Origin of the sequence: Thiosulfativibrio zosterae (assembly GCF_011398155.1) — a bacterium.
Taxonomy (GTDB): Bacteria; Pseudomonadota; Gammaproteobacteria; order Thiomicrospirales; family Thiomicrospiraceae; genus Thiosulfativibrio; species Thiosulfativibrio zosterae.
In genome coordinates this window covers 484437-507926 of record NZ_AP021888.1, presented here as the reverse complement: position 1 = coordinate 507926, position 23490 = coordinate 484437, and the positions used below count along the sequence as shown (strand labels likewise).

General features: G+C 43.6%; 19 protein-coding genes. 7 read left to right on the top strand and 12 right to left on the bottom strand.

The features are described from left to right. Positions 1-10 precede the first annotated feature (10 nt). Both THMIRH_RS02000 and hisI read left to right on the top strand, forming a co-directional pair. Positions 11-1087: a 3'-5' exonuclease gene (locus THMIRH_RS02000; RefSeq protein ID WP_173290256.1), complete on the top strand. Its 1077-nt coding sequence runs from the start codon at positions 11-13 to the stop codon at positions 1085-1087. An 8-nt stretch (positions 1088-1095) separates the two neighbouring features. Continuing rightward, positions 1096-1530, top strand: a complete 435-nt coding sequence (gene hisI / locus THMIRH_RS01995) for a phosphoribosyl-AMP cyclohydrolase (protein WP_173290254.1) — start codon at positions 1096-1098, stop codon at positions 1528-1530. Between the two features lie 520 nt (positions 1531-2050). Here the strand turns inward: hisI and truD are convergent. The 4 genes from truD to THMIRH_RS01975 all read right to left on the bottom strand — a co-directional run bounded on the left by truD (position 2051) and on the right by THMIRH_RS01975 (position 5225). Then, a complete protein-coding gene (gene truD / locus THMIRH_RS01990) occupies positions 2051-3043 on the bottom strand; it encodes a tRNA pseudouridine(13) synthase TruD (protein ID WP_173290252.1) in 993 nt (330 codons plus the stop codon). Positions 3044-3126: 83 nt separating this feature from the next. Next, complete coding sequence (locus THMIRH_RS01985) at positions 3127-3567, bottom strand: hypothetical protein (RefSeq protein ID WP_173290250.1); 441 nt, start codon at positions 3565-3567, stop codon at positions 3127-3129. A 36-nt stretch (positions 3568-3603) separates the two neighbouring features. Further along, positions 3604-4506 (bottom strand): Tim44 domain-containing protein, encoded by a 903-nt coding sequence (locus tag THMIRH_RS01980; protein WP_173290248.1) that lies wholly within the window; start codon positions 4504-4506, stop codon positions 3604-3606. 134 nt (positions 4507-4640) lie between these two features. Continuing rightward, a complete protein-coding gene (locus tag THMIRH_RS01975) occupies positions 4641-5225 on the bottom strand; it encodes a class I SAM-dependent methyltransferase (RefSeq protein WP_173290246.1) in 585 nt (194 codons plus the stop codon). A 111-nt stretch (positions 5226-5336) separates the two neighbouring features. Between THMIRH_RS01975 and THMIRH_RS01970 the strand changes: the two genes are divergently transcribed. Together THMIRH_RS01970 and rep are read left to right on the top strand one after the other, a co-directional pair. Further along, positions 5337-6551: an HD-GYP domain-containing protein gene (locus THMIRH_RS01970; RefSeq protein WP_198415236.1), complete on the top strand. Its 1215-nt coding sequence runs from the start codon at positions 5337-5339 to the stop codon at positions 6549-6551. A gap of 35 nt (positions 6552-6586) precedes the next feature. After that, entirely contained in the window at positions 6587-8638 is a 2052-nt protein-coding gene (gene rep / locus THMIRH_RS01965) for a DNA helicase Rep (RefSeq protein ID WP_173290244.1), read from the top strand. A gap of 91 nt (positions 8639-8729) precedes the next feature. Here rep and THMIRH_RS01960 read toward each other — a convergent pair whose 3' ends face one another. From THMIRH_RS01960 to rplU, 7 genes are all read right to left on the bottom strand, one after another. Beyond that, on the bottom strand, positions 8730-10157 hold the full coding sequence (locus tag THMIRH_RS01960) for a GGDEF domain-containing protein (RefSeq protein ID WP_173290242.1): 1428 nt from the start codon (positions 10155-10157) through the stop codon (positions 8730-8732). Positions 10158-10414: 257 nt separating this feature from the next. Further along, a complete protein-coding gene (groL, locus tag THMIRH_RS01955; protein ID WP_173290240.1) occupies positions 10415-12052 on the bottom strand; it encodes a chaperonin GroEL in 1638 nt (545 codons plus the stop codon). 56 nt (positions 12053-12108) lie between these two features. Continuing rightward, positions 12109-12399: a co-chaperone GroES gene (locus THMIRH_RS01950; RefSeq protein ID WP_173290238.1), complete on the bottom strand. Its 291-nt coding sequence runs from the start codon at positions 12397-12399 to the stop codon at positions 12109-12111. A 187-nt stretch (positions 12400-12586) separates the two neighbouring features. Next, a complete protein-coding gene (proB, locus tag THMIRH_RS01945; RefSeq protein WP_173290236.1) occupies positions 12587-13717 on the bottom strand; it encodes a glutamate 5-kinase in 1131 nt (376 codons plus the stop codon). Then, on the bottom strand, positions 13714-14820 hold the full coding sequence (gene cgtA / locus THMIRH_RS01940) for an Obg family GTPase CgtA (RefSeq protein ID WP_173290234.1): 1107 nt from the start codon (positions 14818-14820) through the stop codon (positions 13714-13716). The genes proB and cgtA overlap by 4 nt, the downstream gene beginning before the upstream one ends. A 184-nt stretch (positions 14821-15004) precedes the next feature. Further along, the gene (gene rpmA, locus THMIRH_RS01935) at positions 15005-15262 is read right to left on the bottom strand and encodes a 50S ribosomal protein L27 (RefSeq protein ID WP_173290232.1); all 258 of its coding nucleotides are present in this window, start codon (positions 15260-15262) and stop codon (positions 15005-15007) included. Between the two features lie 142 nt (positions 15263-15404). Continuing rightward, the gene (gene rplU, locus THMIRH_RS01930; RefSeq protein WP_173290230.1) at positions 15405-15719 is read right to left on the bottom strand and encodes a 50S ribosomal protein L21; all 315 of its coding nucleotides are present in this window, start codon (positions 15717-15719) and stop codon (positions 15405-15407) included. Between the two features lie 264 nt (positions 15720-15983). Between rplU and THMIRH_RS01925 the strand changes: the two genes are divergently transcribed. Then, positions 15984-16949, top strand: a complete 966-nt coding sequence (locus THMIRH_RS01925) for a polyprenyl synthetase family protein (protein ID WP_173290228.1) — start codon at positions 15984-15986, stop codon at positions 16947-16949. A 67-nt stretch (positions 16950-17016) separates the two neighbouring features. Here the strand turns inward: THMIRH_RS01925 and THMIRH_RS01920 are convergent, their stop codons facing one another. Further along, positions 17017-17646, bottom strand: coding sequence for a hypothetical protein (locus tag THMIRH_RS01920; RefSeq protein WP_173290226.1), 630 nt, complete (start codon positions 17644-17646; stop codon positions 17017-17019). 164 nt (positions 17647-17810) lie between these two features. Here THMIRH_RS01920 and THMIRH_RS01915 point away from each other — a divergent pair, with 164 nt between their 5' ends. Together THMIRH_RS01915 and THMIRH_RS01910 are read left to right on the top strand one after the other, a co-directional pair. Continuing rightward, on the top strand, positions 17811-20756 hold the full coding sequence (locus tag THMIRH_RS01915; protein ID WP_243831472.1) for a chemotaxis protein CheB: 2946 nt from the start codon (positions 17811-17813) through the stop codon (positions 20754-20756). An 89-nt stretch (positions 20757-20845) separates the two neighbouring features. Then, positions 20846-23386: a sensor domain-containing protein gene (locus THMIRH_RS01910; protein WP_173290224.1), complete on the top strand. Its 2541-nt coding sequence runs from the start codon at positions 20846-20848 to the stop codon at positions 23384-23386. Positions 23387-23490: the final 104 nt, after the last annotated feature.

Genomic DNA, 23490 nt, shown 5'->3' with positions numbered 1-23490 from the left:
GCCTAACCTTATGAGCAACGCACAACTCATCTTAATTGATAAACGCAACCAACCCATTAAAGAATATATCGTCGCTGTCGCCGCCTCAGACGGCCTAGACATCAAGGGTTTGCAAATTATTGCCTCACCCGCCAAAGGCGAAAAAGCGTTGCTCACCGCCACTCTTAAAATTCCCCCGCTTGAAGCTTTGCAGTTTAACGGCAGCAAAATTGTGGACGCCATCTTAGACAATTTGGTGATTGGCGATGAACTTCTCACGGTGACACAACTCATTGAGCGTGCCAGTGAAGACGAAGCTGTTAGAACTGCGTTGACCAAATCGATCAAAAAACTGCGTGAAAAATTAGATACGCTGGTGAAGGAATTTACTTCTTCCGAAGTGGTGAACTTGTTGGCCGAGCGTCGTAATGATGCGCAGTTTAAATTAAAAGAACACGACCAAACCCTCAAGGGAAAAAATGTGGTTTGTATCGACATAGAAGCCACTGACATTTCCACCAAGGACACTGCAGACATCATTCAAGTATCCATTTGCGATTTGGCGGGCACCGAACTTTACAACCAGCTCATTAACCCTGGCTACGACATTCCTGACAATGAAAAGCACAATATCACCACTGAGATGGTTCAAGGTGCGCCATTTTTAGCGGAAGCCTGGGATGCCATGCACAAAATTCTACTAGAAGCGGATGTGGTGTTGGCTTATAGCACCGAATCAGACTTTGCCTATTTGCAAAAAGGCGCTGAGAAAAAAATGCTTAACTTTGAGTTGGACTACAACACCTGGTTAGATGTGGCCGAACTCAGCAAAGACCTGATTGGTGCATTGCGCTGGCAATCTGAAAAAATGTATTGGTTCTATAAAACCCCAAAACTCACCGATGCCTACGAAACCCTATTAGGCAAGCCTTTCCCTGGCGATGCACATGATGCCCTAGCCGATGCGCGTGCCACCGCAGAATTGTTTAATGGCATGCTGGAAAAGGGTCGTAAATCGCAAGTGAAAATGAAAAAACCAGAACCGCTTAAAGAAGAAATTTCTAATAACCCTTTTGCCGCAGCTTTTGCGCAAGCCAAACGCAAGTAGGCTCGGCCATGACCAGTTTTAAAAGCTTAGAAAAAGCCCACAAGGGCGACACCTTTGACTGGGATGAGCTCAAATCCCAAATCAAATACGACAAAGAGGGTTTGATTCCTGCCATCGCGCAACAGTACGACACCAAAGAAGTGCTGATGATGGCTTGGATGAATGAGTTGTCTTTGAGCGAAACCCTAGAAACCGGGCGAGTCTGTTATTGGTCGCGTTCACGCCAAGCTTACTGGCGCAAAGGCGAAGAGTCTGGGCAGATTCAAGTGCTGAAAAGCTTAGCATTTGATTGCGATGGCGACACCATTTTATTGCAAGTTGACCAAACCGGCCCCGCTTGCCATTCTGGGCGCCGCAGCTGCTTTTACACAGAAGTACATGACCACACCGCCGAAATCACCAGCGACCCACTCATCAACCCAGAAGACCTTTACAAAAAGTAACTGACGCTTTCTTGCTCTAAAGAATTTAATCTTAATGCAGCGCAGGATTGCAGGCTAAAGCCTTCGCCACTTAGATAATCGTCTCCTTTGGGCGCAGGCTTTAGCCTGCTTTCAACTCAAATCAAAAAACCTTTTGCGATTCTTTTATTAAGGTCGCTTTTTGGCTTTGTGTTTCCTGATTGAGATTTGTTCTTAGCGCCCTTGTTACTTTTTGGCTCGCCCAAAAAGTAACCAAAAAGTCGACCCTCTCATCATTTCTATGCCCCTAAAACTCAGGACTGGAAAGTGGCGAACTCGCTGCGCTCAAACAGCGCCACTTTTTCTCCAGTCCTTTCGTTAAGGTGCATCACGAAATGATTCAAAGGGGGCTTTAGGAAGTCTGACAGAGCCGTTTGCCCTTTAAGAAGAAGTGAAAAGAACAAAGGGCAAAAATTCCAAGAAGGCTAAAGCCTTCGCCCCTTTGATAATCGTCTATTTTGGGGCGCAGGCTTTAGCCTGCTTTTAATCTCACAAGAAATTTTTACTCGCTGGCGACCACCAGCTCCCGCACCAACATAGTGGCGTAACTGCCTGCCGGTAAGCTAAATGCTAATTGCAAATGCTGGTCTTGCAACGCCCAAGTCATTGCTTGCGGTTTTAAGACCAACGCCCGACGCTCTTGTTGCAAGCCTAAATGCTCCAATGCATTTAACCACTCGGTAAACTCAGCCATCACCTCGGTTTCCAAAGCCAGTGCTTTACCTGCAACCCCTAATCGACCTCTACCGACCAATGGACCGGTTGGCAAACTTTCAAGGTTCAGTAAATCCCCCTCGATTTCATCTGCCCAGCACTTTGCCAAAATGCGTTGATTTAATACTTGATTAAAAATCCATGAGCGTGCCGCAGAGATATACAGGCCGCGCTGGTTTTGTTGCGCCGCAGATAGTTTATGGCGCTTTTTGGCCGCTCTCTCAGCGGGCAATTGTGCAAATAAAGCTTCTGCTTGCTTAAGATTACCCATGTCTTTGCCAAAGCGCTGCTCGCCAAAATAGTTAGGCACACCCTGTTGTTGAATGGATTGTAAGCGGGTTTGTAACTGGGTTAGATTACCTTGTAAATCTCGTAATACCAGAACAAATCGATTACCCGCCAAACAGCCTGTTTGGCATTTTTTTTGATGGCGCTGAACTTTTAACACCTCTACATTGTCTAGATTTAATAAATCCAGATCAGGATTCGGCTTACCCGGCAAATGCACACTAAACCATTGTCGAGTGACGGCTTGGCGGTCTTTTTTGCCGGCATACCCCACATAGCGTTCATTGACTCCTGCCCATTTAGCCAGTTGTTGCGCCACCCAATCGGTATTTTCACCGCGCTTTTCAACCCAAAGCCACAAATGCTCCCCTTCGCCACTCAGTTCAAAGCCTAAGATTTCTTCAACTTGAAAGTCTTCAGGCTTGGCTTTCAGTTGCCCTTGGCACTCAGGTTTTCCATAGGCATAAGCCAGTTGATTAAAAGCATAAGACATGAGTTTTCTCGAGATTTAGAAACAAAAAAAGCCTGGTTAATTTGACCAGGCCTGGTTATTTTTTAGCCAGTTGAGGCGTTTATTTAGATATTTTTGAACAACTTTTCATCCACTGGGATTTCTTTACCTTCGGGCTTGTCGTTATAAATTTGAATGAGTAACTGCGAAATATTACCCGGACGCACATAATCCTTAATCATTTGACGCGCATTTAACGGTGAGTCTTTATGAATATAAGTGTAAAGATTACGATACTGGCATTTATTGTCTGGATCAGAAGCCATGGGTTTTAAATAGTTTCCACCATCTAACTTAAAGGCTTCGTTAGTCACTAAGATAATCTTGTGGTAATAGTCAGATGAAATTGGCTTATCAAAACAGATTTTCAGCACTCTATCAAAGTTTCCAGAGCCCTTATCCATGTCATCAACCACTTGCGCAGAGATTATTTTGACAGGATCTTTAGAACAGCCTCCCATCATCATTAGGGACAAAATCGCCCCCATCCATAACAGTTTCTTCATCGTCTCCTCCTCAAGAGCCTCGTCAAAACAATTTACTTAGATGCCTGCGCCATCTCTCACTTCTGGCTGTATACCGGCAATTTCCCAGTTACCTTCATCCGCAGCATTGCGGCGAATGTGCCAAATTTCAGTGAAGGCATGTGCATCTTCAAAGCGACCTTCTTTTATAAATCCACTGTAACGCACGCTGACCACAAAATATTGTCCATCAATCGCCATATCGGCAATCTCGGCATCTAAGGATTCAACTTCAGTATAGTTATCTGAACTTAAATTGGCAATTTCACCTTGTAACGCCTCATAGAGTTCCGCTGAACAGTAAGACTGAATTTCTGCCAAATCTTTTGCATCCCAGGCTTTTTGAATATTCAAATAATGAGTTTTAGCACCTTCTAAGAAACCTGCTGCATCAAACCAAGCGGGGACATCTTGCACAGGCACCGCCGCATCCGACAACCCTGAACCTATGATAGAACCCCCATGCGGATTGTAGGCTTCGTGCTCTTGGGTTTCTCTCATTTGCGGTTGATAGGAAGACTGTTGCTGTTCTGGCTCATAAGCTTCTCTAGGGGCATGACCCGCATACTGTCTTTGCTGCGCTTGACGACCCATAAAAGATTTGAATAATTTAAATGCGATAAAGGCTAACAACGCAATCAGTAAAAAATCCATAAACTGAAAGCCTTCAAAGCCATCACCAAACAGCATGGCTGCTAACAAACCACCGGCTGCTAAACCTGCCAAAGGGCCTAACCATTTAGAGGCACCGGACTTAGCCGCTTGACCCGCTGCTGGCGCAGTTGCAGGATTGTTTTTAGGGGCTTGCGGTTGAGCCGCAGGCTTGCTGGCCGGTTGGTTAAAGTTTTTAGGCGCGACTTGCTTGCTATAACCAAAGCTTTTACCCCCGCCAAACTTCGCGGCTTGAGCCATTTGACTCATGCCAAATACACCAAAAATTAGAACAAAAAGCACAATTAACTTATTTTTCACTTTTTTAACCTTATTAGACTTATTTTGAATTTAATACTATTCGATTGTACTGTTGAAAGCAATCTTTTCGCAACCTTTCAAGGTTACCCTTTTTTGACACAACGCGAAATGGTGTAGTCTTTGCCCTGCTTCACTTTGTCGTAGTTGCCAAACACTTCATTAAAGTTACGCTTCATATAATCACGCAGACCATTAATGGTAACCACCACAAATTGACCGCCGGGCGCTAACTGGGCATGCACATCGTGCAAAATAATCGCCAACATTTCCTTACCTACTTTGGCAGGAATATTCGACACGATGGTGGTAAACATTAAATCTGGTGGCACCGCACTCATGCCATTCGACAAATAGGCTTTGGCATTGGGGAGTTTATTGAGTTGCGCATTTTTATTGGCAAAATCAACCGCCACAAAATCTTTATCCACCATGTGAACCTGCCCTTTGGGTGCGCAAGCCGCAATGGTCAATCCAATAGGCCCATAACCACAGCCAATATCTAACGCAATTTCGTCTTCCTTAATATCAATATAACGCAACAGTAAATCTGTTCCTGAGTCGATATCACGCGGTGAAAAAATTCCCCAAGTTGAACGAAATTGCAGCGCATGGCCTTTCAATTCGGCATTAAAACTTAAATCCTGTTTGAGTTCAGCAATCGTACTCATGATCTTCTCTTTAATAATTAACTTAAATTTTTAAGGGGTATAGCACTTAACCCTTTATTTTTACTAAAAAATAACCTATCATAAATTTTTAAAATTTTAGGATTGGACACTATGACAACCATCTTAAAAAATCTTATTACGCAACGGCAGTTTGAATACACCCTTAAAGAGGGGCGCCCGTCTCAGGCGGCCAATTTGTTACTGGTTGCAATCTTTGTTTATCTCTTATCCCAACTTGGGGTTGCTACAGAACTCATCGTTCTCTGGGTCATTGGGCATATCTTGGTCAGCGGGCATCGAATACGCATGATGTTTACCATACTCCCTAAAATTGGCCATGAACCCATCGATCACAAAAGATTATACAAGCAAACTCGCATTACATTTTGGTTAATGGGCAGCCTTTGGGGAATAGCATTTTTAACCATCACGCTACTGGGACAGGACGCTTATACCAATTTGGTACTCGCGGTGGCCATTGGCTACTGTGGGTCAGGTATTTTATCTGCAGCGCCATCTTTTATGGCTTATGCCGCCATGAACACCCCGATCGTAGCATCGATTTATCTGGGGTTTATTTTACAACCCACGCAAGCAACCCCTATTGCAATCGTTATAGCGACTTTAGCCTTTGGGTTTATCTTTTCATCTGCCTATCGTTTTAGCCAACACTTTATTGGCAATGTGACCCGCTATCACCAAATTGAAAATGCCAAACAACAGGTGATTCATGTGTTAGGGCGAGCCAGTGAATATCGGGATGAAGAAACGGGCGATCACATTTCGCGCATGAGCCAAAACGCTTATTTACTGAGCAAAAAAATCGGCTTTAATGAAGAAGAAGCGTTGCGCATGAGAGATGCCAGTAGCTTACACGACCTCGGAAAAATCGGCATACCCGATCATATTTTGCTAAAACCCGGCAAACTCACCCCAGCAGAATTTGAGGTGATGAAAACACATCCTTGCATAGGACACCACATTCTTGGCGACGCACAAGAAAGCGCAACGCTAGAATTGGCCAAACGCATTTGCCACAGCCACCATGAAAAATGGGATGGCACGGGTTATCCCGAAGGTCTAACAGCAGAACAAATCCCTCTTGAGGCTCGGATTGCGGCCATCTGTGATGTGTTTGATGCGCTCACCTCAGAACGCCCCTACAAACCAGCTTGGTCTCATGAAGCCGCGCTGAATTATATTATTGAACAAAAAAATCGTCATTTCGACCCCGAATTGGTGGAGGCTTTTATCGCCATCCATCCCGAACGCCAACAATATAAAATTACCGAGCCTTCTTCGCCCAGAACCCCACAGACCTGTTAAAATACGCGCCCATTTCAAAAGTATTTTTTCAGGTTATGCACACTTTAAACGAACGCCAATTACAAGCCGTCCTCCATGTTGAAACCCCTGCGCTGGTTTTAGCCGGTGCAGGCTCGGGTAAAACTCGCGTGATTACCGAAAAAATTGCCCACTTAATTCGCAAGCACGATATTAAAGCGCATCACATTTACGCCCTAACCTTTACCAATAAAGCCGCCAAAGAAATGAAAGAGCGTGTGAGCAAATTATTGGTTAATGACCCCAGCAAAGGATTGAATGTTTCAACATTTCATAACTTGGGGCTCAACATCATTCGCCAAGAATATGCGGCGCTGGGCTACAAAGCCAATTTTTCAATTATGGATGCCATAGACACCAAACAAATCCTCAAAGAGTTAATGAAAAAACATACCAACGACGAGGATATGGACGAAGAACTCGATGGTATTCAATGGGTCATTTCAGGCTGGAAAAATGCCCACATCAGCCCAGAAAAAGCCTTAAGCATGGCCGAAGATAAGTTGCAAGAATCGCGCGCTATTTTATATGGTTTATACCTCAAGCAACTGCACGCCTATAATGCGGTGGATTTTGATGATTTGATTGGTTTGCCGGTACGCCTATTTAATGAACGCCCCGATATACTCGATAAATGGCAAAACAAAGTGCGTTATTTGCTGGTGGACGAATACCAAGACACCAATGCCGCCCAATATGAACTGGTCAAACAACTGGTCGGCATCCGTGGACGCTTTACCGTGGTGGGTGATGACGACCAGTCCATTTACGCCTGGCGTGGCGCACAGCCTGAAAACTTAGCCTTGTTACAAACTGATTTTCCAGCATTGGTGGTCATTAAACTGGAACAAAATTATCGCTCCAGTAACCGTATCTTATTAGCCGCCAACCAACTGATTTCTAACAACCCGCATGTTTTCGAAAAACGCCTGTGGTCAGAAATGGGTATGGGAGATCCCCTGCGCGCCATTGCCTGTGCCGATGAAAACCAAGAAGCGGAACGCGTGGTTTCAGAAATTATTGTGCATAAATTCAAAAATAAAACGCAGTTCAAAGACTACGCCATTTTGTATCGTGGCAACTTTCAATCGCGTATTTTTGAGCGAACTTTACGGGAACAAAACATTCCCTATGTCTTATCCGGCGGCCAATCGTTTTTTGATAAGGCGGAAATTAAAGATGTCATGTCTTATCTAAAACTGATTGTCAATCCGGATGACGATGCCGCTTTTTTGCGTATCGTCAACACGCCACGCCGCGAAGTGGGTGCCAGTACTTTAGAAAAATTAGCCACCTATGCCACCAAACGCGACGTCAGTTTAATGGATGCCACGCAAGAACTGGGGCTAGAATCCGTCTTATCGGATAAAGCGCTTAAGCGTGTGCAGTGGTTTGGTCAAATGGTTTTAGAGTGGGTGAAAGACGCAGAAACCCTGGAAGGCGAAGAAGTTATTCATTTTATTAAAGCCATGATTGAACGCATTGAATACGACAACTGGCTACACGAAGTGGCTACCTCACCTTCTCAAGCAGAAAAGCGCATCGAAAATGTGCGCGATTTATTGCTGTGGATAGAGCGGATTTTGACCAAAGCGGAAGAAGAAGATGGCGAGCAGTTAAAGCTGGGCAAAATTGTGTCGCATATGACACTCATGGACATCATGGAACGCAATGAAGATGATGCTGAACATAACAGCGTCAGCCTAATGACCCTTCACGCCTCCAAAGGTTTAGAATTTCCACATGTCTTTTTGATTGGCATGGAAGAAGAACTTTTACCACACAAACAAAACTTAGAATCACCCGGTCTAGAAGAAGAACGCCGCTTGGCTTATGTGGGCATTACCCGTGCGCAACGCAGCCTAACCATGACCTATGCGCAAAAACGCCGCAAATATGGTGAAGACACCCCTTGCGACCCGAGTCGTTTTTTAGATGAACTGCCAGAAGACTGTTTGGTTTGGGAAGGCAAGCCCGGAGCAGTCATGTCGGAAGAAGAACAAAAGGTGACTGGCAATGCGCACTTGGATAATTTGCGTGCGATGCTCATGCAAAAAAAGGCCAAATAAGCCCTTAATTCTGACTAAATACCGCCTAAAAACAACCAGGCCTGGTTGTTTTTAGGTTGTTTTTAGGTTGCTTTAAGATTTTTTAGACCGTTCAAACAGCTTCTTTATCAACCGCTTTCAATTTTGCACTTTCTTTAGCACGATACATTAAATTGTCCGCTTCTTTCAGCACATCATCGACTGATATACTGACATCCGTGATCAACAGCGATCCAATACTGGCGGTCACATGATGCACATAATCGTCAATAATATAAGGCTTAGCCAAATTTTCATTAAAGCGATGCGCCGCTTCGGTCAAGTGTATATAGGCTTGATTTTCATCTTTACCCAAATGTCTTAACAAGACCACAAATTCATCTCCGCCTAAGCGCGCCACCAAATCATTATTACGGCTAGAGTCTTTTAAACGAGTGCCGAACATTTTCAAAATTTTATCGCCTTCCTCGTGCCCAAAATCGTCATTAATGGGTTTAAAGTTGTTTAAATCCATAAACAGCAAACCGGAATACTCTTGTAAATGTCGTAAATCTTCTATCGCAGTTTTAATGTTTTTGACCAAATAACGTCTATTAGCCGTGCCGGTTAAAAAGTCATGATGTGCGGTAAAATCAAGCTGGTCTAATAATTTGGAGCGTTTGCTTTCGTTTTGAATGCCCATCATAAACAGTAAAACCCACAAACAGGCAAACCCAACAAACAGTAAGATTGAGTCAATCATTTGTTTATGTTTAAAGTTTTGGAACAGCTCAGGATTGGAAATAACCACCACTTTCCAGCGACTGTTAGGCACATTCACACTGGCCAAAATGTCTTCGCGCTCAGAGGCGCTTAGGAAATAGTCGCGACTTAAATGATCCCTAACGCCCTCGTAACTGACCTCGATTAAATCTTCCTTATCCGTAGTTGTCATTAAATAGACATCATTGGCAGATACGCGCTGCTCTAAAAGCACCTTGTGCAGGAGTTCTGCCTTAAAACTCATGAAGAAAATAATGGGATTTTTGTCTACATAAACCGGGAACATCATATCGAAATGGAAAGCACCAGGTGTGGCATGAATATGGGGCAAATATTGCGTATTAGAATCTTTATTACGCAAGGCATCGGCTTGTATTTTTGTTTCTAACTTACACACTTCACCCATTAAAAAATCAATGTCACCGCCCACCAAATCACCATGTTCACTGACCAAACTGAATACATACATATCAGGAAAGTAGTGTTTGAGCCTTGCGGTAATTTTGTCTTGCACCGCGTTATCTGTCTCAAAATGCCTAATATTCACCATAAAAAACTGATCGAGTGCGACAGCAACCATACGATTACGGATAGAGTCTAGCAACGAAGTGACGCCATGCTCGGTTGCTTTGGCCTGCTTTAAAGCCAAATCTTTTTGGTAGTCTTCAAATTGCGACACAATCGAGTGCGCGCGCCAACCCAGGAGTGAACTCACCGCAACAAAAAACAACACCATGATGATACTAAAGCTGGAGTAACCACCTTTTGGACTGATCATGACAACACTCCCACAGATGCCCGCAAAATGACTTGCGAACGGATATTAATGACTAAAATATAGCACAAAAGAACTTTGCCATTAGACACATTAGATAAGGCTTATATATTCGTAAATTTTTTTAATTTTTTTCATCATAACTCAAATCATTTGACTGGTTTTTCGCAGACATAAAAAAACCCCTTAAAGACAATATTTAAGGGGTTTCGAAGACATCCGCTTAAGGGGAATTTAAGCAGGGTGTTTTACACGGCTGATTACATCATGCCGCCCATTCCGCCCATGCCACCACCAGCGTTCATGTCTGGAGCGCCTTCTTTAGCAGGTAAGTCTGCAATCGCAGCACCAGTTGTTAATACCAAACCAGCGATAGAAGCGGCGTTTTGCAAAGCAGAACGCGTGACCTTTGCAGGATCGATAATACCAGCTTCAATCATGTCGCAGTAAACTTCTTTAGCGGCATCAAAACCGAAGTTTCCAGAACCTTCCATGACTTTGCTCACAATAACAGACCCTTCTAAACCACAGTTAGCTGCGATTTGACGCATTGGCTCTTCCATAGCGCGCAAGGCAATCTGGATACCAACATTTTGATCCGCGTTATCGCCCACAACTTTCACTTTAGACTTAGCGCGAACTAAGGCAACACCACCACCGGCAACAATCCCTTCTTGAACCGCTGCACGCGTTGCGTGTAAAGCATCATCAACACGGTCTTTCTTCTCTTTCATTTCCATCTCGGTGGCCGCACCCAACTTCAAGACAGCCACACCGCCGGCTAACTTAGCCAAACGCTCTTGTAGCTTCTCTTTGTCGTATTCAGAAGTGGTGTTTTCCACTTGAGATTTGATTTGCGCGCAACGAGCATCAATGTCTTCTTTAGTTCCGATACCATCAATTAACTTGGTGTTGTCTTTACCAACCACAACAGACTTAGTTTGACCTAACATATCTAAAGTCACTGAATCTAAAGATAGACCCACTTCTTCAGAAATCACTGTTGCGCCAGTTAATACTGCCATATCTTGTAACATAGCCTTACGACGCTCACCAAATCCAGGTGCTTTTACTGCTGCAACCTTAACGATGCCACGCATATTGTTGATTACCAAAGTCGCTAAGGCTTCGCCATCAACATCTTCCGCAATAATCAATAACGGACGACCCGCTTTTGAAACCGCTTCTAGTGTAGGTAACAATTCGCGGATATTAGAGATTTTTTTGTCGTGTAACAAAATATATGGGTTGTCTAGTTCAGCAACCATTTTTTCTTGGTTGTTCACAAAGTAAGGTGATAGGTAACCACGGTCAAATTCCATCCCTTCAACCACCACTAAAGCATCATCTAGTGAAGAACCTTCTTCAACCGTAATCACACCCTCGGTAGACACTTTTTCCATTGCATCCGCAATCATCTGACCAATTCTTTCGTCAGAGTTTGCTGAAATTGTACCGACCTGCTTAATCGCTGCAGAGGTCGTGCAAGGCTGTGCCATGGCTTGGATTTCAGCAACAACCGCTTCAACCGCTTTGTGAATACCACGGTTTAAATCCATTGGGTTCATACCTGCGGCAACTGATTTCATCCCTTCACGAACAATGGCTTGAGCCAAAACAGTTGCCGTGGTTGTACCGTCACCGGCTACATCATTGGTTTGTGACGCAACATCTTTAACCATTTGCGCACCCATGTTCATGAACTTATCTTCAAGTTCAATTTCACGCGCCACAGACACACCATCTTTAGTCACAGTCGGTGCACCGAAAGACTTTTCTAAAACCACATTACGACCTTTTGGCCCTAGAGTTACTTTAACTGCGTTGGCTAGGATGTTAATCCCTTCAACCATTTTTTCACGAGCATCTAAACCAAAACGAACATCTTTTGCTGCCATTTGTAAATTCCTTGTTTTTAAAACTATTAACTATTAGTAAAGGGTTCGAGCGTTAATTAGCTGATAATCGCGATAATGTCGTCTTCGCGCATCACCATCAGCTTTTCGCCTTTGTCATCTTTAACTTCTTGGCCAGAATATTGACCAAACATTACTTTATCGCCGACTTTAACCGTCATAGCGACAATCGAACCTGAGTCAGAAGCTTTACCTGGACCCACAGCAACCACTTCACCTATGGTTTGTTTTTCCTGTGCTGAGCCAGGAAGAACAATCCCACCTGAAGATACTTTTTGCTCTTCAACTTGACGAATCACAACGCGGTCGCGTAATGGCTTAATATTCATAGTATTTCTCCTAAGGGAACAATTTATAAAGTTTTTTAAAGGTTATTAAATTTAAGTTCAGATTAATCTGTTGTCCCCCATTAATAAGGGCGTATTTGATCGATTCAAGAGCGAAATTAAAAAATTTTATGATTTTTAATAAAAAGCCCGCAAATGCGGGCTTAAAAAAGGTAAAAAGCGCTCAATTTCAAATGTCGGCGTGCACTAAATTATCACAATGCATTAAAAACTCACCCTCCGAATACCCCAAAATACTCTCGATTTGGCTAGAAGGTTTGCCAATAATTTTTTGGGCATCTTTTAAGGCGTAGTTGACCAAACCTCTGGCAATTTCCTTGCCCTGCTCATCCACACAAACCACCATTTCGCCACGCTGAAACTTACCCGCCACAGACAAAACCCCAATCGGCAACAGGCTTTTTCCAGGTTGACGCAAAATTTTGGCCGCACCCGCATCCAAAACCAAAGTGCCTTTGGCTTGCAAATGTCCTGCCAACCATTGTTTGCGAGCGGTCATGGGCTCTAAATCTGGAATTAATAAAGTCCCCACGGTTTCCCCTGAAAACAATCTGGGTAAAATATTTTCTTCACGACCTGAGGCGATAAATGTCGCCGTACCAGAACGAGCCGCTCTTTTGGCCGCCATCACTTTCGTGTACATCCCACCTTTACCCAAAGCACCACCTTCGGGACTGGCCATGGCTTCAATATCTTTGCGACTGACTTGCGCTTCAGAAATCAACTCCGCCTTAGGATTGGTGCGCGGATTGTCATTATACAATCCTTGCTGATCGGTCAAAATGACCAAAATATCAGCGGATACCAAATTAGCCGTTAAGGCCGCGAGCGTATCATTATCGCCAAAGCGAATTTCATCGGTCACCACCGTGTCATTCTCATTAATAACCGGCACTGCACCATGTTCTAAAAGGGTTTGTATGGTGTTAGATGCATTTAAATAACGCTCACGACTTGATAAGTCATCATGCGTCATTAAAATTTGCGCCGTTAAAACGCCATGTTGCGCAAACTCCGACTCATAAGCCTGCACCAAGCCCATTTGTCCAACCGCAGCTGCGGCTTGGAGCTCATTAATTTCTGACGGACGCTTAGCCCAACCCAAACGCTTCATGCCTTCAGCCACGGAACCAGAAGACACGATCACCAGTTCTACGCCCTGCTGTCTTAACGACATCATTTGCGCAACCCAGCGACGCATGGCGGCAACATTTAAACCTTGCCCATCATCTGTTAATAAAGCGCTGCCAATTTTTACCACCCAGCGTTTAGTGGTTGAGACAGAAGAGCGCTTAATCATGATTCGGTCGTATGGGTTTCAGTTGACGCTTCAGCATCACGCAAAGCCTTTCTGGCTTCATAAGCTTCGGCATCTGCCGCTTCTTGTGCGGCAACTTTATTATCGTGCAGACCTTGTGCTATGGCTTTCACCAAGTCGTCCGTTCCAGTGCGATTGGCTGCCGAAATACTGAAATATGGGCCTTGCCAATCTAAGCGTTTAACAATGTCATCACACACCGCTTGCGCTTCATCTTCCATCAACAAGTCCGTTTTGTTCATGACCAACCAACGCTCTTTTTCTAAGAGCGCATCGCTGTATTTTTCGAGCTCACGCTGAATAATGCGCACATTTTCAACCGGATCAGAACCATCAATCGGTGCAATATCCACCACATGTAATAATAAACCGGTGCGAGACAGATGCTTCAGGAACTGAATTCCCAAACCGGCACCTTCGGATGCCCCTTCAATCAACCCGGGAATATCGGCAATCACAAAGCTCAATTCGGCGGAAACACGCACAACACCCAAGTTAGGATAAAGCGTGGTGAAAGGATAATCAGCCACTTTTGGGCGCGCTGCAGAAACCGCAGTAATCAAGCTAGATTTACCGGCATTTGGCATTCCTAATAAACCGACATCGGCTAAGACTGCCAACTCCAAAGACAACTCGCGAGAATCCCCATCCTCACCACGCGTAAACTGGCGTGGCGTGCGGTTACGCGAGCTTTTAAAATGCACATTGCCCAAACCATAGCGCCCACCTTGAGCCACCAATAATTTTTGCTCGTGCTCGGTTAAGTCACCAATGATTTCTTGGGTATCTAAATCTCTAACAATGGTTCCCACGGGTACAGCGATTAACAAATCTTCACCCGCACGACCCGACTTTTGCTGACTCATGCCGCCTTGGCCATTTTGAGCCTTATAGTTGCGGATAAATCTAAAATCGATCAAGGTGTTCAAATTTCGGTTAGCCACTAAGTAAACGCTGCCGCCGGCACCGCCGTCACCACCATTTGGTCCCCCAAATGGAATAAATTTTTCACGTCTAAAACTGGCGGCACCGTTACCACCGCGTCCTGCTTCTACATGAATATTTGCTTCATCTACAAACTGCATAACCTACTCTTTATCTTGAGGAATTTCCCATTTGCGCTGGGAGCGTGCGCTGCGAACTTAAGTCGCTTATTTTAAACTGTTTTTCGCAAATCAAAACAACCTTTGTTTAGGTTTCCATAAAATTTGCGACAAATAAAAACGCCCCGACAAGCGGGGCGTTTTCAATAACAAAGTTAATTTCTAATTATTCAGAAACAATTGTTACATAAGTACGAACTGGCTTACCTTTTTTAACAAAAGCAACCTGACCGGCTTCTAATGCAAAAATGGTATCGTCTTTGCCGCGACCACAGTTGTCACCTGCATGGAACTTAGTCCCACGCTGACGAACGATGATGCTACCAGCTAAAACCTGCTCGCCGCCGAAACGCTTAACGCCTAAGCGTTTGGCGTTACTGTCGCGACCGTTTTTAGTACTACCTGCTGCCTTCTTATGAGCCATGGTGATAACCTCTAGTTAAATTGTTCACCCCCTACTCAGAAGTGACGCAATTTTATATTTTATTTTAGTTTAAAACCTAGGTTATCTTTACACGAAGACAACAGGTTTAAACAGTGATTCTAGTCAATTAAACCTTAACTGATTAAGCTGAAATTTTAGTAATTTCAACTTCAGTATAGTTTTGGCGATGGCCTTGCTTAGTGCGCGAACCATTCTTACGACGACGGAACTTGATGATAGTCACTTTTTTGCCACGACCGTTAGACTTAACAGTTGCTGCAACTTTAGCACCCTCAACAAATGGCGCACCCAACTTAATGTCAGCGCCTTCACCCACCATCAAGACTTCGTCAAACTGCACTGAATCACCTGCTTCTGCATTTAATGATTCGATGCGTAAGTATTGACCTTCGCGTACTCGATACTGCTTACCACCGGTTTTAATTACTGCGTACATGGAACTTCTCCCGGATTCTAAATTCTTTTAGTGCACCGTCAAAAACGGCAAAGGCGGGATTATACAGTCTTTTATTTTTTGGGTCAAACACCATTTTGATAAAGTTTTGATTCTCTTCCCAAAAACTGCAAAAAACCACCAAATTTAACCAGGCCTGGTTAAATTTGGGCGGATTTTACCAATTATTACTAGGCAATTGCACTGAATCCGTCTAAACTTTGCAACAATTTACTTAAAAGTCTTTTATAAAGAATTAAATCCTTCATGACCTTAGCTGATATTCGCCAACTCATCCTAGAAGACATACAAGCCACGGATCATTTAATCCTCACCAAACTTGCTTCTGATGTCGTTCTTATTAATCAAATTGGACACTATATTATTAACAGTGGCGGCAAACGCTTGCGCCCACTTTTAGTGCTCTTGTCTGCCAGAGCTTGCGGCTATCAAGGTAAAGATCATTTAACGATGGCGGCTGTCATAGAATTTATTCACACATCTACCCTATTGCATGATGATGTGGTCGATGAATCCGACACGCGCCGTGGCAACAAAACCGCCAACGAAGTATGGGGCAATGCTGCTTCGGTTTTGGTTGGGGATTTTTTATATTCGCGTTCTTTTGAAATGATGGTTGAACCTGGCCTAATGAAAATCATGCAGGTCATGTCTGAAGCCACTAATGTGATCGCCGCGGGTGAAGTCTTGCAATTGCTCAATTGCCATGACGCAGACACCACCACCGAACGCTACATGGAAGTCATTCACCGCAAAACTGCCAAGCTGTTTGAAGCCGCAACCCAAATGGGCCCTGTTTTAAGCAATCGCCCAGAACTCGAAGCCGCTTTTATTGCTTACGGTAAACATTTGGGGGCCGCTTTCCAATTGGTTGACGATGCACTCGACTACACCGCTAATGAAGAAGAGTTGGGCAAAAACATTGGCGACGATCTCGCCGAAGGCAAACCAACCTTGCCATTGATTTATGTGCTAGAAACTGGCTCAGCAGCAGACCAAGACATTATTCGCCGTGCCATTGAAACCGAAGGTTTAAATTTATTGGCAGAAGTGACCGAAATCATTGAACGCTCTGGCGCCATTGCACACACTTATAAAATTGCCCATCAAGAGGCCGACAAAGCCAAACAAGCACTAGAACCATTAGAAGCATCCGACTTTAAAGTGGCGCTGTTATCACTTGCCGACCTAGCAGTTAATCGCACACACTAAGCTAACCTATTTAAATGACGCAATAAAAAAGCAGGCCGAGGCCTGCTTTTTTATTGCTACCAATCAATTAATGGGCATTAGCTTTCTTTTGCGCTGATTTATCCGCGTGTTTTTTGCCAAAATGCTTTTCTAAGGCCGCTTGAATTTCGCGCTCTTCTTGCTCCGCCATCTCGGCCATCAACTTCGCCTCGGCTTCTTCACGCTGATTTTCAAGATAGCGTTTATACAAATCAAGATTATCCAGTCTGGTTTTATCCCAATCAATGCGGCGCATAATCCAACGCACCATAAATCGAATCACATGACACTCATCATGACTGGCATAGAGCAATTCTGGCACAGGCCGATAACCATGCATACGCTCTACCGCCACCAGCTTCGCCACATCATCCACTTGAATACGCACATACCCCTGATTGACCTCATCAAAACTGGTACTGTAATAAATGCGAATCACGCTGTTTAAGCTGAACACCGCTTTTTCTAACAACATAGAAACCGGTTTACCACTCGCCCCGACGGTATGAATAAAAATATTCTGGCTTTTTAACGCTCTAAAAAACCGCTCTATTTCATCAAAACCCACCTCTTTTTGGCTTTCAAGCAACAACAGGCGCTCCGCCTCTAGCGATTGCGATTTCTTCTCCATCGTTCTAAAAAAGAATTTTAGCGCGGGAGTCATTGAAGTTTTTTTCATATTGAGTACCTCTAAACGCTGTATCGGCAAGCAGGCAAATTAATACAGTCTTTTTCAAAAGGTTTTTTAAAATACTGCCCCACAGAAACCCGCTATACTTATCAGGGTCTATCTCAGGAGCTGAGTCTTGTTACTTATTTACCCCCTATTAAAAGAGAATCCGCTTGAATAACTTCCCTATCGTTGGCATCGGCGCTTCGGCAGGTGGATTAGCCGCATTTGAAACCTTCTTCTCAGGCCTGCCAGCGGGTTCAAAGCCAGATGTAGCGTTTGTGCTCATTCAACATCTTTCGCCAGAACATAACAGTATTTTATCTGAACTGATTCGCCACTATACACACCTGCCCGTTTTCGAAGTCACCAATGGCATTCAAGTCAAACCTAATTGCGTCTATGTGATTCCACCGAACCACGAAATGACTTTAGACCACGACACCTTAAAACTAAAACCTTACAATTCGCCGAATGTTCACCCACTGTTAATTGATATATTTTTTCAATCGCTCGCCAAAACTCAAGCAGCCCAAGCCATAGGCGTTATTTTATCGGGCACAGGTAATGATGGTGTTCAAGGCTTAATGGCCATCAAACAACAAGAAGGGATTGTTTTTACGCAAGACCTCAACAACCTTGCGTTTGAAGGCATGCCTAAAAACGCGGCTGCCACAGGCCTGGTTGATTTTGTACTGCCAGCCCAGCAAATAATTCCACAAATAATGGAGCTAACTCAAAACCACACCACTGGCCAAAATTTGGTAGCCCCGGAGGATACAGAACGCTTACTCAAGCCATTGTTTGACTTAATCTTAAGCCAAACAGGACATGATTTTTCAGAATATAAACCCAGCTCCATCTTGCGCCGTGTAGAGCGCAGAATGGCCATTAAAAATATTAAATCCATCAAGCTATACCTGCATCACCTCAAACAAAACCCCAAGGAAGTTGAAACGCTTTATTTAAGTTTACTGATTGGTGTAACACGCTTTTTTAGAGATGCTGACGCTTATGAAGCCTTAAAACCCCTCTTAAAAACCCAACTATTCCAAAAAAAATTACCACAAGACACTTTGCGTTTTTGGGTGTCTGCCTGCTCCACGGGAGAGGAAGTTTATTCGATTGCCATACTGATTCAAGAAATCCTGGCGGAAACTAAGCAAAATTTAAGCGTTCAAATTTTTGCTACCGACCTAGACAGCCGCGCCATTATTCAAGCCCGTACAGGGCTTTACCCCAGAAGCATTACAGAAGAAGTTTCGCCACAAAGATTGCAAGACTTCTTTTTTTTAGATCCCGAAGGTAACGGCTATCGTATTCAAAAGAAAATTCGCGACATGGTGGTTTTCTCGGAGCACGACATTATTAAAGATCCACCTTTCTCAAAGTTGGATTTTATCAGCTGTCGCAATCTGTTGATTTACATGACCGAAAGCCTGCAACAAAAACTGCTGAACACCCTGCACTATGCTTTAAACAAGGATGGTATTTTATTTTTGGGCTCATCAGAAGCTATTGGCAACCTAGATTACTTATTTGACACACCAGATGCCAAAGCCAAAATTTTCCAAAAGAAACTGCAAACGCACAAACACCCAACCCCCCTACTTTCCAAAGCTGCGCACCCTATGAAATCAAATAACCCAAGCTTACCAAGCCAAAACCCCAAAGAATCAACCCAACCTAAGTTGCCCTTGCGCGAACTGACTGAACAAACGCTTTTAAAAAATATCGCCCCCAGTGCTGCACTGATTAATGAACAAGGCGACATTTTGTATGTGCACGGTCGCTTGGGTAAATACTTAGAACTACCTGAAGGCTTGAGTGGCCCTAATAATATTTTGCAAATGGCGCCAGAAACCTTAAAACACGACTTAACCTTAGCACTTTTGCAAGTTACCCAATCGCAAACCACCAGTGTCAGCAAGGGCATACAGGTTAATACCAAAGACCACACTTACTTGCTTAACTTAACCCTGCAACCCGTTACAGACCACCCTCTTCTTCTCGAAGAGTCGGCGCTTTATCTGGTTATATTGGAAGAACACCCCGCGGCATTTTTATCTGATATGCCGCGACAAACAGAACAAAACTCAGCAATAGACAGCCCACAAATCGGTGACCTGAAACAAGCCCTGCAATTACAAGAGCGCCATTTAACAGCCGTTAATAAAAAGCTAGAAGCCTCCAATGAAGAACTCAAGTCTTACAATGAAGAAATGCAATCCATGAACGAGGAATTGCAGTCCACCAACGAAGAGCTGGAAACCTCCAAAGAAGAACTGCAATCGGTAAATGAAGAACTCTCAACGGTCAATACCGAACTGCAAAGCAAAGTTGCCGAGTTATCTCACGCCAATAACGATATGAACAACCTTTTGGCGGGCACAGGCATAGGCACTGTCTTTGTAGACCATGATTTGCACATCTTGCGCTTTACCCCCGCCATCACCAAAGTCATTAACTTGATCAGCACCGACATCGGCAGACCGGTAAATCACATTGCCTCTAACCTAAAAAACTATGACCAACTCCATCAAGATATACAACAAGTGTTAACAAGCCTAGTCCCCATTAAAGTAGAGGTAGAATCTTTTGATCATGTTTGGTATCTCATGCAGATTCAACCCTATCGCACCTTAGAAAATGTCATCGAAGGTGCCGTCATTTCTTTTGTCAACATTAACGAATTGGTCATGATGAGGGAAGCACTGCAAAAATCGCAAGCCTTAGCCAACTTAGCCTCGGTGATTAACGATGCGCGCGACGCCATTATTGTGCAAGATTTAAAGGGCAACATACTCAACTGGAACCCCGCCGCAGAAGCCCTTTATGGCTGGACAGAAGCCGAAGCGCTGCACATGAATATCCAACAGATTACTCCAACTGAACTGCTACACGAATCTCTTGAGCGCACCCAAGATTTAAGCCTTGCCAAACACCTCACACCTTATGAAACTCAGCGAAAAACCAAGTCAGGTGACAACCTAGAAATTAAAATCATCAGTACCGCACTCATTAACCCTGCCGGACAAATTTATGCCATCAGTACCACCGAAAGAGCGCTTAATAAGAAACCCCCTGTTATACTAAGTGCTACTGACATAAAAAAATAATCGAGAAAGCAATCATAAGCGCCGCAGATCACAAAAAAGCATTACGCGAAAAAGCAGAAGCTCTTGCTAAAACGCGTCACGCCTCTCATTTGGAAAACATAAAAGGCTTAGATTCGCCCGCTAAGCTCGAGGAAGCGCTGCACGAACTGCAAGTGCATCAAATTGAATTAGAGTTTCAAAACGAAGAGCTTCAGCATATTCAAGAAGCCTTAAATGCCACCAAAAACCGCTACCAAGAACTCTTTAAAAATGCGCCTGTTGGCTATTGTTCACTTAATGAAAAGGGCCAAATTTTAGAAGCCAATTTGACCACCCTCGCCTTACTTGACCAAACTGAAGAATCGCTGGTTAATACCGCCATCACCAATTACATTTTTTCAGAAGACCAAGATACTTATTATTTCTGCCGCCAAAAAGTCATTGCACAGCTAGACTCAACCCAAACTTGCGATCTGCGCTTACTCAAAAAAGATCAAAGTATTTTTTGGGCAAAATTAACATTGGCGACCTCATTTAACAACGCATCCCAAACCGTTTTTCGCTTAGTCATACAAGATATTTCAGAGCAAAAAAAGAGCGAAGAACAGCTAAAATTAGCCGCGAGTTTTTTCAGCGCTGCGGGTGAAGGTATTATGATTACCGATGCGCAAAATAACATTCTAAAAGTGAACCCTTCTTTCACCACCATCACCGGATATCAAGCCGAAGAAGTCATCGGGCAAAACCCAAAAATACTCAGTTCAAGTGAAAACTGCCAATCTTTTTATGAGCAACTTTGGAATCGCCTAGAAAAAGAAGGCTCTTGGAAAGGTGAAATTATTAACCGTCGTAAAAATGGTGAACTGATAGAAGTGATTATGCACATCACAACCATCGTGAATCATGTGAATGAAGTACAACGCTATATTGCACTCTACAGCGATAATTCTTTGGTCAAACAGCGTGAATTACAACTTAAAAATCTGGCTCACTTTGACCCACTGACAGGCCTGCCTAATCGCACACTGCTGGCTGACCGCATTAATCAAGCAATGATATTGACACAGCGCACATTCAATCCGATGGTATTAGCCTTCTTGGATTTAGATGGTTTTAAAGAAATCAATGATAACTATGGTCATGATCAAGGAGATTTGCTGTTAGTCACCCTGTCGAAAACCATGCAAAAAGTCCTCCGTGAAGGCGATACGCTCGCTAGAATTGGTGGTGATGAGTTTGTCATTCTCATGCCCAACCTCAAGCATATCAATGATGCCGTCCCCTTAATCAAGCGCCTGCTAGAAACGGTTGCGCTGCCAATTCAAATCAAAAAAGTTAAAATCAATGTCACTGCCAGTATTGGGTTAACGCAATTTCCACAAGAAATCACTGTAGATGCAGACCAACTGATGCGTCAGGCTGATCAAGCGATGTATCAAGCCAAAATTGCAGGCAAAAACCGTTTTGAGTTTTTTAATCTACAACTGAACGATAACCTGAAAGCCCACTATGAATACCTAGACCAAATTTCCAATGGTTTAAATATGGGTGAATTTGAACTCTACTATCAACCCAAAGTCGAGATGAGAACAGGAAATCTTATAGGGGCAGAAGCCCTTATTCGCTGGCAACATCCAGACAAAGGGCTACTATCGCCACTGACTTTTTTACCCCAAATTGAAGAGCACCCTCTGTCTATTACGCTGGGGGAATGGGTAATCCATCAGGCACTCAAACAGCTAGAAACCTGGAAGACAAAAAACATTGCCATTGCAATCAGTGTCAATATCAGCGCCCATCATTTAATGCAATCTAACTTTGCAGAACGCTTGGCTGAAATACTCGCAGAGCACCCAAGCGTTAATCCAGCTGACTTGCAAATTGAAATTTTAGAAACCAGCCAAATTGAAGATCTTAAACACACCACCAATATGATTAACCTTTGCAACAAGCTTGGCGTCAGTTTTGCGTTGGATGATTTTGGTACGGGTTATTCGTCTTTAACTTACCTCAAAAAATTGCCGATTCATCAAATCAAAATTGATCAAAGTTTTGTTAAGGAAATGTTGTACAACATCAATGACCTCTCCATATTAGAAGCCATTATCAGTCTGGCAGAAGCCTTTCAACATGAAGTTTTGGCAGAAGGCGTTGAAACCATTGAACAGGGAAACATCTTATTACAGCTGGGCTGCGAGTTGGCCCAAGGTTATGCCATCTCCAAGCCCTTACCCGCCAGCGACTTTCCAAATTGGCTATCCAATTGGCAACCACCCCAAGAATGGATTAACTCAGAACTTCAAACGCATGACGAAGTTTCGTTGCTGTTTGCCAAGGTAGAATATCAGGCCTGGGCTTCTTCCATTACTGCTTTCCTAAAAGGCGACTACCCCTATGTGCCAAAACTGAACCAAGATGAATGTCGCTTTGGCAAATTGATTAACTCTATTGAACACAAACAGCACCAACTACAATACCCACAAAACCAAGCACAATGGGTGGACATCAAAGCATTACATCAAAAATCTCATATTTTAGCCGCGGAATTGGTCAGCCTCAATGAACAAAACAACACCCTGTTACTTGCTCAAAAACTCGTCGCGTTTAAAAAACTGAGTAAAGAGTTACTCGCTAAAATCGCGCAGTTATAAATCCACTTTTGAGTTATTCATTTTTAATAGACATAAAAAATCAATCTCGGGACAAGCAAACGAGTGGCTAAACCCTTCAAGCTGATTTCTTAAAAGCTGTTCAA

Bases quoted from the DNA above. Each gene is read 5' to 3' on its own strand.
- THMIRH_RS02000 (WP_173290256.1), top strand. From the start codon at position 11: ATGAGCAACGCACAACTCATCTTAATTGATAAACGCAACCAACCCATT.
- hisI (WP_173290254.1), top strand. From the start codon at position 1,096: ATGACCAGTTTTAAAAGCTTAGAAAAAGCCCACAAGGGCGACACCTTT.
- truD (WP_173290252.1), bottom strand. From the start codon at position 3,043: ATGTCTTATGCTTTTAATCAACTGGCTTATGCCTATGGAAAACCTGAG.
- THMIRH_RS01985 (WP_173290250.1), bottom strand. From the start codon at position 3,567: ATGAAGAAACTGTTATGGATGGGGGCGATTTTGTCCCTAATGATGATG.
- THMIRH_RS01980 (WP_173290248.1), bottom strand. From the start codon at position 4,506: ATGAGTCAAATGGCTCAAGCCGCGAAGTTTGGCGGGGGTAAAAGCTTT.
- THMIRH_RS01975 (WP_173290246.1), bottom strand. From the start codon at position 5,225: ATGAGTACGATTGCTGAACTCAAACAGGATTTAAGTTTTAATGCCGAA.
- THMIRH_RS01970 (WP_198415236.1), top strand. From the start codon at position 5,337: ATGACAACCATCTTAAAAAATCTTATTACGCAACGGCAGTTTGAATAC.
- rep (WP_173290244.1), top strand. From the start codon at position 6,587: ATGCACACTTTAAACGAACGCCAATTACAAGCCGTCCTCCATGTTGAA.
- THMIRH_RS01960 (WP_173290242.1), bottom strand. From the start codon at position 10,157: ATGATCAGTCCAAAAGGTGGTTACTCCAGCTTTAGTATCATCATGGTG.
- groL (WP_173290240.1), bottom strand. From the start codon at position 12,052: ATGGCAGCAAAAGATGTTCGTTTTGGTTTAGATGCTCGTGAAAAAATG.
- THMIRH_RS01950 (WP_173290238.1), bottom strand. From the start codon at position 12,399: ATGAATATTAAGCCATTACGCGACCGCGTTGTGATTCGTCAAGTTGAA.
- proB (WP_173290236.1), bottom strand. From the start codon at position 13,717: ATGATTAAGCGCTCTTCTGTCTCAACCACTAAACGCTGGGTGGTAAAA.
- cgtA (WP_173290234.1), bottom strand. From the start codon at position 14,820: ATGCAGTTTGTAGATGAAGCAAATATTCATGTAGAAGCAGGACGCGGT.
- rpmA (WP_173290232.1), bottom strand. From the start codon at position 15,262: ATGGCTCATAAGAAGGCAGCAGGTAGTACTAAAAACGGTCGCGACAGT.
- rplU (WP_173290230.1), bottom strand. From the start codon at position 15,719: ATGTACGCAGTAATTAAAACCGGTGGTAAGCAGTATCGAGTACGCGAA.
- THMIRH_RS01925 (WP_173290228.1), top strand. From the start codon at position 15,984: ATGACCTTAGCTGATATTCGCCAACTCATCCTAGAAGACATACAAGCC.
- THMIRH_RS01920 (WP_173290226.1), bottom strand. From the start codon at position 17,646: ATGAAAAAAACTTCAATGACTCCCGCGCTAAAATTCTTTTTTAGAACG.